The following is a 7,087-nucleotide window of genomic DNA, read 5'->3' on the forward strand; positions in this document are numbered from 1 at the left end:
ATTATCCGACAGACAGCCCAATCATGCCGCCCAGTGCAGATGAAGCATGGGGGGCTGCCTCCTCGCGATGGAGCAGATGGGGCGGCTCGTATCTGTCTGAGCTTGCTCACATATGCACCCAGTCGGCCCATACTCCCCTTTGCTACGCCTAATTCATTCACCTGAGGGAGGATCCCCCAACTCCCGCAGCTTGCTGAGATGAAGTCGGTTATCCGGAGCCCACGGACGTCCGTATGCGGTCCGTGCCTGGCTTTTGCACTCGGATGCTTCAAAAACAAAGACAATGAGGAGAGCAACGATGTATGCATTAAGCAACCAACGCCTGGGGAAGATGCTGGGCACCGGCCTGCTGCTCCTGGCAGGCTCGTCATCTATCAACGCCGACAACACGGGAACCTCGCCCAACGGTGTTCGTTACGACGGCGGGGATGAAATCATCCTGCAGGGCTTTCACTGGAACGTTGTCCGCACCAACACTGGCGACTGGTACAACAAGCTGGAGAGCATGGCGCCGACCATCGCCGCAGATGGATTTACCGCCGTCTGGATGCCCCCCTCCTGGCGTGATTTTTCCAGTTGGAGCGACGACACAAGTGGCACCTACGGGGGTGGTGAAGGCTACTTCTGGCACGATTTCAACAAAAACGGTCGCTACGGCTCCGAAAGCGAGCTAAGAGACACCGCCAGCAGCTTTTCCCTGAACGGCGTCAAGCTGGTATTCGATGTAGTCCCCAACCACATGAACCGCAACTACGATCCCAAGGAAATCAACTTCCCCCCAGACCAGGGCTACTGGCGCCAGGACTGCCCGGATTACGGCTCAAACATCCCCAACAACTGTGACGACGGGGACCGATTCATGGGCGGTGAGGCCGACCTGAATACCGGCCACCCCGACATCTACAGCATGTTCCGGGAGGAATTCACCAACCTGCGCACCAACTACTTTGCCGGCGGTTTACGCTTTGATTTTGTGCGTGGCTATGCCCCCGAACGGGTGAATGCCTGGATGAACCAGTCCTTTGATGAAGGCTTCTGTGTTGGCGAGCTCTGGAAGGCGCCAAACGAATACCAGGAATCGGACTGGCAATACAACGCCAGCTGGCAAGATATCCTAAAGGACTGGTCGGACCGCTCGCATTGCACCGTTTTCGACTTCGCGCTCAAGGAACGAATGCAGAACTCCAGTATCCGCGACTGGCAATATGGCCTTAACGGCAACCCGGACCCACGCTGGCGCGAAGTGGCTGTCACCTTCGTCGACAACCACGATACCGGCTATTCTCCCGGCCCCAACGGCGGACAACACCACTGGCCACTACCAGAAGGCAAGCGCAAGAAGGCTTACGCCTACACGCTCACGAGCCCGGGCACACCGGTGGTATTCTGGCCGCATATGTATGAATGGGGATTGGATGACGAGATTCGGCAGCTTATCGATATTCGCCGTTCTGTCGGTATCAAAGCGTCATCGCCCATCGTATTCCACAACGACTATTCCGGTTTGAATGCCACCGTGACCGGCTCGAACGGCAAGCTGGTCCTGGCTCTGGATTCGAACCTGGATACTCCGCGCCAGGTCGCCAACGGTGACTTCCACTCGGCCATGGTCGCCGACGGCGGGGCAATCCGGATCTGGACCACCACCGCTGGCGCATTCTAGGCGCCTCCCGGCAGGCCCCGGATGGTGAGCCTGCCGGGCTCATGCACAGCGAGGAGATACTCCATGAAAAGCTGCCCGTTGCCATGCCTGTCGCTGGCTCTTCTGATGGTGGCACTGCCTGTCGTCATACCGGCCAGGGCGACACCGATGTGCACCAAGTCAGAACTCAGCTGGGTGCCGTTCCGCCACTATGAACGAGGCGCAGTAGTGTTTTACCGCAGCGACTGGTATCGCTCCGTAGAGCGCCATGAAGGTCGGGAACCAGGGGAGAGGACGTTTGCGTGGCAACGCCTGGAGGCACCACCATACTGTTCCAAAGATCAGGGCCAGGCAGAGCGGGAACCTGTACCCACCCATCTTCCGGACCAGTTTTCCACGGACTCACCAACCAAGCCGAATCCAGTTTCCGACCCAGGGAGAAACTCGACCACAACGACACCGGAAACAGCCAAGAACGACTGCCCCGAGCCCTCGGCGTGGTCTTTTTCCAGTGCCTACAGTGTCGGTGACCGCGTTCTCCATGAGGGGGAGGCCTATCGAGCCATCCGTCCAAGCAATGGCACCCTACCGGGATCTGGATATCCGCCTCGCTGGCAACCTTTGGCACAACCCTGCCAGGGCTTACCTTGACTACTTGGAGGGTTTTAGTCGTGGTTTACGAAATCACAAGCAGGCCTTTGGGCCTTATGTTCATTCCTTTTCCACTCTGACCCGGCTCTGCTCCAGCCTGTCCCCATCCAGCCGGCCTTCCTTATCTGCCTTCAGCAATGCATACATGGCGGAATAATACTGATCCGGATCATAACTGATGAGGATCATGTCGACGCCCGCATTCACCGCATCCACCGTTGCCTGGCCAATGCCACCGGGCGCGTCGTGAATGGCGCGCATGCAGAAATCATCGGTCATCAGCACACCATCGAAATCCCACTGATTTCTCAACAGCTCCTGTACCACGGTGGCAGACGTCGAAACCGGCTGGTCGGGGTCCATTTCAGGCAGAATCACATGGCTGAGCATGATCCAGGGGGATGAGTCGTCGTGGGCCAGCCGGCGGAAGGGTGCCCAGTCCGATTGCTGCAACACGTCAGGCGATTCCGCAAGCACAGCGCGCCGTACGTGGGTGTCATGGAACACCCGGCCGATGCCGGGAAAGTGCTTGAGAGTGCAGCGAACACCAGCCTCCGCCAGGCCCTGACAGTAAGCCCCTGCTGCCAGGGTCACCACCTCGGGGTCATCCGAGAGGGCCCTGGTGGAAATCCGGGTGAAGCGGTCCGCCGGGTTATCCACCTGATGATCAACATCCACTACCGGTGCCAGGTTCAGGTTAACACCCAGGGATGCCAGGCCTTCGGCCTGCCGCCTGGCGTAAGCCAACGCAACAGACTCAATAGATTGCCCGGGGCTTAGCTCCTCCAGCACCTGGCCCAGCGCCGGTTGCACCGGCAACGGCGGCGACAGCCTGGCAACGCCCCCGCCCTCCTGGTCCGTGGCGATCCACACCTGCCGGGGAGCAGCCACCGCCAGCTCTGCGCGAAGCCAGCGGATCTCCTCCCGGATCGCGGTCTCGTCCAGCCCCTCGATATTGTGGCGGGTGATGAAGAAGCCGGCGACAGCCTTTCGATCGCCCAGGGCCTGAACGTAGCTTCTGTCCCGGTAACCCACAATAAAATGCCGGCCCAGCGTTTCCAGACGCACCGGGTCGCTGTTAAGCACAACATACCGCATCCACTGGAAACGCCCCTCGGCGGCAAACACCAGGACCAGCGACGCCAGCCCGACAGCCCCGGCCAGCACGGTAATACCCGCCGGAACACGCAATGCATGGCCCGCCCGTAATCGCCGGCAGGCGGTCACTGCGAGCCCGACCATAAGTGTCGCGACAGCACAAGCAACCGTCAGTGCAAGTACCCGGTAACCGGCGAAATCCGGCGACCGCCAATCCAGCGCGAAATAGCCGAAAATGACCGCCAGCAACAAGAGCATTGCCGACCCGATATAGGCACCAAACGTGCTCACAACCCACCTCCGTGTATGGAACCTTTCCGGTCAGTTATCCTGTCGAAGCCTGGATGCCCGGTATTGCTGAATATCCGGCCTGCCACTGTAAAGCGTATCAATGAAGGCGTTGCGCTCGTGCCAGATCACTTCCAGATCCCAGAGGCAAAACGAGAAACGGCTCGGGTCCTCCACCCAGCCTTCACCGGTGAGGACGGATACCGAATTGAACAGTTCATTATCATTGCCCCACCAGCACAGCACCAGGTAAGCCATACCGGCTCCGTCGTGGAATATGGCAAAGGCAGGTGTGCTTGCCCAGTCAACGGATCTGGCGAGTTTCACCTCCGCCAACCTGGCATGATAGGCAGCCGTGTCCACCGGCTGACCGGTGGCCGATATGGTGTATAGCTTGATGCCGTCACCGTCCAGCCAATCGGACGCACTTTCGATCTTTCTGGACTTGAACATCCCAACTCCTTTTGGTGATCTCGGGCCTATTTCAGATTTCCGACAGATCCAGGGGCGGTTTTCAGAGATCCTGCCCATGGAAGCGTCTCGATCAGGTTCTATCTACAACAGGAATATTCATGAATAACTGATCAACCCATTTCTGCATGGGGCCGTGCGGCACTTTAAGCGCGCCGAAGACAAAGGCATCCGAATGATGCGTCGGGTCAGGCACGGCTGATTGCTCCGCCACTACGTCAGGTCCTGGTAAGGGTTGTATGCAACTTCCCAGTAATGGACTTCCGGGTCTTGAAAGTAACCAGAGTAACCGCCCCAAAAAACGTCCTTCGCTGGTTTGATGAGCCGGGCCCCTGAGGAAACCGCCTGGCTGAGTACCGCATCAACTTCTGACTTGCTCGCCACATTGTGAGCCAACGTAATGCCTGAGAAACCACCTTGACTGGAGACTGCCAACCCTATGTCTTTGGCAAGCTCTTCGCGAGGGTAAAGTGCCAACCATGTTCCTTCCAGGCTGAAAAAGGAGATGTTACCACCTTCAAAGTCGTACTTTGGCAGGCCAAGGCCCTCGCCATAAAACCGGGTCGCCCTCTCCAGATCCTCCACACCAAGCGTAATAATGCTGATTTTCGGTTTCATGATTCCCTTCCTGACACCTTGCTTTTGCAGCGTGACGGAGCGCCAGCGTAGGCGCATCCGAAAACAGCGATTGGCTAGACGCTTGAATGCGCATGGTTATGCGCATAACATCAAGCCGCGCATTAAAAATCTACCTGGAGGCCCTCATGACCGAACTCTATGATTCAGCCGCCCCCAAAAAAGCAGCGAATCTCTCAATCAATAGCGATCTGCTGCGTAAAACCCGTGAACTGAACATTAACCTGTCTGCCACCCTGGAACGAGCTCTGAAAGAAGAGCTCTCAAAACGCAAAGCCGCCCAGTGGGTTGAGGAAAATCGCGCTGCGATAAGAAGCTACAACGACTTCGTCGAGCAACACGGATGCTTCGGCGACGAGTTCAGGGAGTTCTGATGGCACAGTTCGATGTGTACCCCAATCCGAGCAAAATCAGCAAGGCTCACTACCCTTACCTCGTGGATATCCAGAGCAGACTCCTGAGCGATTTGGCCACTCGCATTGTTGTCCCTTTAGGCAAACGCTCTGCCTTCGGTGGCGAAGCCATGCAAGGGCTCACACCGGGAATCAGCTTTGCCGATCAGGAACTCTTGCTGTTAACGCCGCAAATTTCCTCCGTGCCTGAAAAACATCTCAAGACCCCCATTGGCTCCCTCTCACATTTCAGGGACCAGATTCTTGGAGCTCTGGACCTGGCTATCACCGGCATTTAACGCCGAAGCGCACCGGTGGCTTTGACGTAGCGAAGCGGAGACAAAGGCATCCGAGTGACGCGCCTGGTTAGCTGCTACCAAGCATGTACGCACGAAGCTGCCGCTCCTCTCGCATAACATAGAGAACGAAAACCCGCTGCTCATCCTCACGATAAAAAATGCGACACGGTGGAACCACTACCTCCCTGTATACCGAATTAGGGAGCTCTGGAGGAATTCGTCCGGATTGGGGAAAGTCCCCCAAACGTTCGGTCTTATCGAAAACTTCCTGGACCAGATGACTAGCGGCACCAGGATTATCCAGAGCAATGTACTCGGCGACGGCATCCAACTCTTGAAGGGCGGGCTCCGTCCAGATTACTTCAGCCATTTACTCATTTTCTCCCTGGCCTCACTCTGACTGTACGTTCTTCCCTCAAGTACAGCGCGCTCTCCCCGTGAGAGCCCCTCAAGCAGCTCAAGTCGCCGCTGCATAAACTCATAATCCTGCACATCAACAAGGTATGCGGATGGCTGACCATGCTCCGTGATCAGTATCGGCTCCTTAGACAAGTGCAAATCTGCCAGAATCTTTGTGGCTTGGCGCTTGAGGTTAGTAACAAGCTCAACTTTCATGGGCTCACCCTGAATCAGACTAATAGTGTTACTATAGTATCACTTTTCAGATGAGGCAATCATAGCTAACGCCCGCCATCACCGGTGGCAAAACCAGAGCGAAGCGGAGGTTTTGGCATCCGGTGCATGGCCTGGTTACACCTCACTCGGGTCAGTGGAGCTGATTGAAAACTTCCGGGTGTTGCTCAGCAATTCGCAGAAGCGCAACCGCAGGCCCCTGCGGCTCGCGCCGACCCTGCTCCCAATCCTGAAGGGTTCGCACACTCACGCCCATAAGACCGGCAAATGCAGATTGCGACATGTTCAACTTCAGCCTGATCACTTTAGGCGGTGAGGGCTCTGATAGCTCATGGGTTCGTAGAGCCAATTTGCCCTTCTTGAACTGCTTGATTTCATTGATACCATCAAGAATTTCTGCCCCAAGGTTCCTGTCACCCATTTTTGATTGCCTCCGCTATCTGCTTGAGCGTGTGGCCAGGGATGCTGGCGCGCTCTGATTTACTGTACAGCGTGAGCATCCATATCTCGTGGTCAGACTTCTTCCAGTAATAAATTGCTCTGATGCCACCGCTCTTTCCAGAACCCGCTGGTGCCCATCGAACCTTGCGAACACCACCCGATCCCTTGATCAAATCTCCGGCATCCGGCTTCTGCAAAAGGTAGGTTTGAAGCCCACGGCATTCCTCATCCGTAAGGTAGCTCGGCAATAGCTTGGTGAACGTTGAAGTTTCGATGAATAGCATTACCAAAATATACGGCGTTGCCGTACTATCGTCAAGGCCAGATCAGTGAGGTGTAACGAGGCTGTAGAAAAAACCCGATTCGGGGCCTTTCCCAGCACCTGACTGCTAAATTTTTTGACCCGCCCGTCAACGGAACGGTTCTCCAGATTCCGGCGCATGGGAAGGCGTTTCGGCTCCAGGAGGCTGCGGAGGCCGGTACCACCGGCTTCCAGAAGGCCCACTCTCGGCCCTTTTGCTCCTGATATCATGCCG

General features: G+C 56.6%; 9 protein-coding genes and 1 pseudogene. 3 read left to right on the forward strand and 7 right to left on the reverse strand.

Going from position 1 to position 7,087, the window contains the following annotated elements; genetic code table 11:
- Nucleotides 1-331 precede the first annotated feature (331 nt).
- Nucleotides 332-1,657, forward strand: a pseudogene (locus ACFOZ5_RS13295) (glucan 1,4-alpha-maltotetraohydrolase domain-containing protein); the annotation flags it as partial.
- Nucleotides 1,658-2,353: 696 nt separating this feature from the next.
- On the opposite strand, the gene ACFOZ5_RS13300 reads toward ACFOZ5_RS13295, so the two are convergent.
- From ACFOZ5_RS13300 to ACFOZ5_RS13310, 3 genes are all read right to left on the reverse strand, one after another.
- Nucleotides 2,354-3,682 (reverse strand): glycoside hydrolase family 3 N-terminal domain-containing protein, encoded by a 1,329-nt coding sequence (locus ACFOZ5_RS13300; protein WP_379888102.1) that lies wholly within the window; start codon nucleotides 3,680-3,682, stop codon nucleotides 2,354-2,356.
- A gap of 30 nt (nucleotides 3,683-3,712) precedes the next feature.
- Nucleotides 3,713-4,132 (reverse strand): hypothetical protein, encoded by a 420-nt coding sequence (locus ACFOZ5_RS13305; protein ID WP_379888104.1) that lies wholly within the window; start codon nucleotides 4,130-4,132, stop codon nucleotides 3,713-3,715.
- Nucleotides 4,133-4,363: 231 nt separating this feature from the next.
- Nucleotides 4,364-4,768, reverse strand: a complete 405-nt coding sequence (locus ACFOZ5_RS13310; RefSeq protein ID WP_379888106.1) for a VOC family protein — start codon at nucleotides 4,766-4,768, stop codon at nucleotides 4,364-4,366.
- A gap of 146 nt (nucleotides 4,769-4,914) precedes the next feature.
- Between ACFOZ5_RS13310 and ACFOZ5_RS13315 the strand changes: the two genes are divergently transcribed.
- Nucleotides 4,915-5,160: a type II toxin-antitoxin system CcdA family antitoxin gene (locus ACFOZ5_RS13315; RefSeq protein WP_379888108.1), complete on the forward strand. Its 246-nt coding sequence runs from the start codon at nucleotides 4,915-4,917 to the stop codon at nucleotides 5,158-5,160.
- Nucleotides 5,160-5,477 carry a CcdB family protein gene (locus tag ACFOZ5_RS13320; RefSeq protein ID WP_379888109.1) on the forward strand — a complete coding sequence of 106 codons (318 nt, stop codon included), beginning with the start codon at nucleotides 5,160-5,162 and terminating at the stop codon, nucleotides 5,475-5,477. The genes ACFOZ5_RS13315 and ACFOZ5_RS13320 overlap by 1 nt, the downstream gene beginning before the upstream one ends.
- A 67-nt stretch (nucleotides 5,478-5,544) precedes the next feature.
- Here the strand turns inward: ACFOZ5_RS13320 and ACFOZ5_RS13325 are convergent, their stop codons facing one another.
- The 4 genes from ACFOZ5_RS13325 to ACFOZ5_RS13340 form a co-directional block, all read right to left on the reverse strand.
- Nucleotides 5,545-5,847, reverse strand: coding sequence for a type II toxin-antitoxin system RelE/ParE family toxin (locus tag ACFOZ5_RS13325; protein ID WP_379888111.1), 303 nt, complete (start codon nucleotides 5,845-5,847; stop codon nucleotides 5,545-5,547).
- Nucleotides 5,835-6,092, reverse strand: a complete 258-nt coding sequence (locus ACFOZ5_RS13330) for a type II toxin-antitoxin system Phd/YefM family antitoxin (protein ID WP_022992576.1) — start codon at nucleotides 6,090-6,092, stop codon at nucleotides 5,835-5,837. The genes ACFOZ5_RS13325 and ACFOZ5_RS13330 overlap by 13 nt, the downstream gene beginning before the upstream one ends.
- Before the next feature lie 151 nt (nucleotides 6,093-6,243).
- Nucleotides 6,244-6,531 (reverse strand): helix-turn-helix domain-containing protein, encoded by a 288-nt coding sequence (locus ACFOZ5_RS13335; protein WP_012137897.1) that lies wholly within the window; start codon nucleotides 6,529-6,531, stop codon nucleotides 6,244-6,246.
- Nucleotides 6,524-6,835, reverse strand: coding sequence for a type II toxin-antitoxin system RelE/ParE family toxin (locus ACFOZ5_RS13340; protein WP_379888114.1), 312 nt, complete (start codon nucleotides 6,833-6,835; stop codon nucleotides 6,524-6,526). The genes ACFOZ5_RS13335 and ACFOZ5_RS13340 overlap by 8 nt, the downstream gene beginning before the upstream one ends.
- Between the last annotated feature and the right edge of the window lie 252 nt (nucleotides 6,836-7,087).

The sequence above is a fragment of the Marinobacter lacisalsi genome, assembly GCF_042651045.1.
Classification (GTDB): Bacteria; Pseudomonadota; Gammaproteobacteria; order Pseudomonadales; family Oleiphilaceae; genus Marinobacter; species Marinobacter lacisalsi.

Coding starts and splice junctions, on each gene's coding strand:
- ACFOZ5_RS13320 (WP_379888109.1), top strand. CDS start 5,160: ATGGCACAGTTCGATGTGTACCCCAATCCGAGCAAAATCAGCAAGGCT.
- ACFOZ5_RS13310 (WP_379888106.1), bottom strand. CDS start 4,768: ATGAAACCGAAAATCAGCATTATTACGCTTGGTGTGGAGGATCTGGAG.
- ACFOZ5_RS13340 (WP_379888114.1), bottom strand. CDS start 6,835: ATGCTATTCATCGAAACTTCAACGTTCACCAAGCTATTGCCGAGCTAC.
- ACFOZ5_RS13335 (WP_012137897.1), bottom strand. CDS start 6,531: ATGGGTGACAGGAACCTTGGGGCAGAAATTCTTGATGGTATCAATGAA.
- ACFOZ5_RS13330 (WP_022992576.1), bottom strand. CDS start 6,092: ATGAAAGTTGAGCTTGTTACTAACCTCAAGCGCCAAGCCACAAAGATT.
- ACFOZ5_RS13325 (WP_379888111.1), bottom strand. CDS start 5,847: ATGGCTGAAGTAATCTGGACGGAGCCCGCCCTTCAAGAGTTGGATGCC.
- ACFOZ5_RS13315 (WP_379888108.1), top strand. CDS start 4,915: ATGACCGAACTCTATGATTCAGCCGCCCCCAAAAAAGCAGCGAATCTC.
- ACFOZ5_RS13305 (WP_379888104.1), bottom strand. CDS start 4,132: ATGTTCAAGTCCAGAAAGATCGAAAGTGCGTCCGATTGGCTGGACGGT.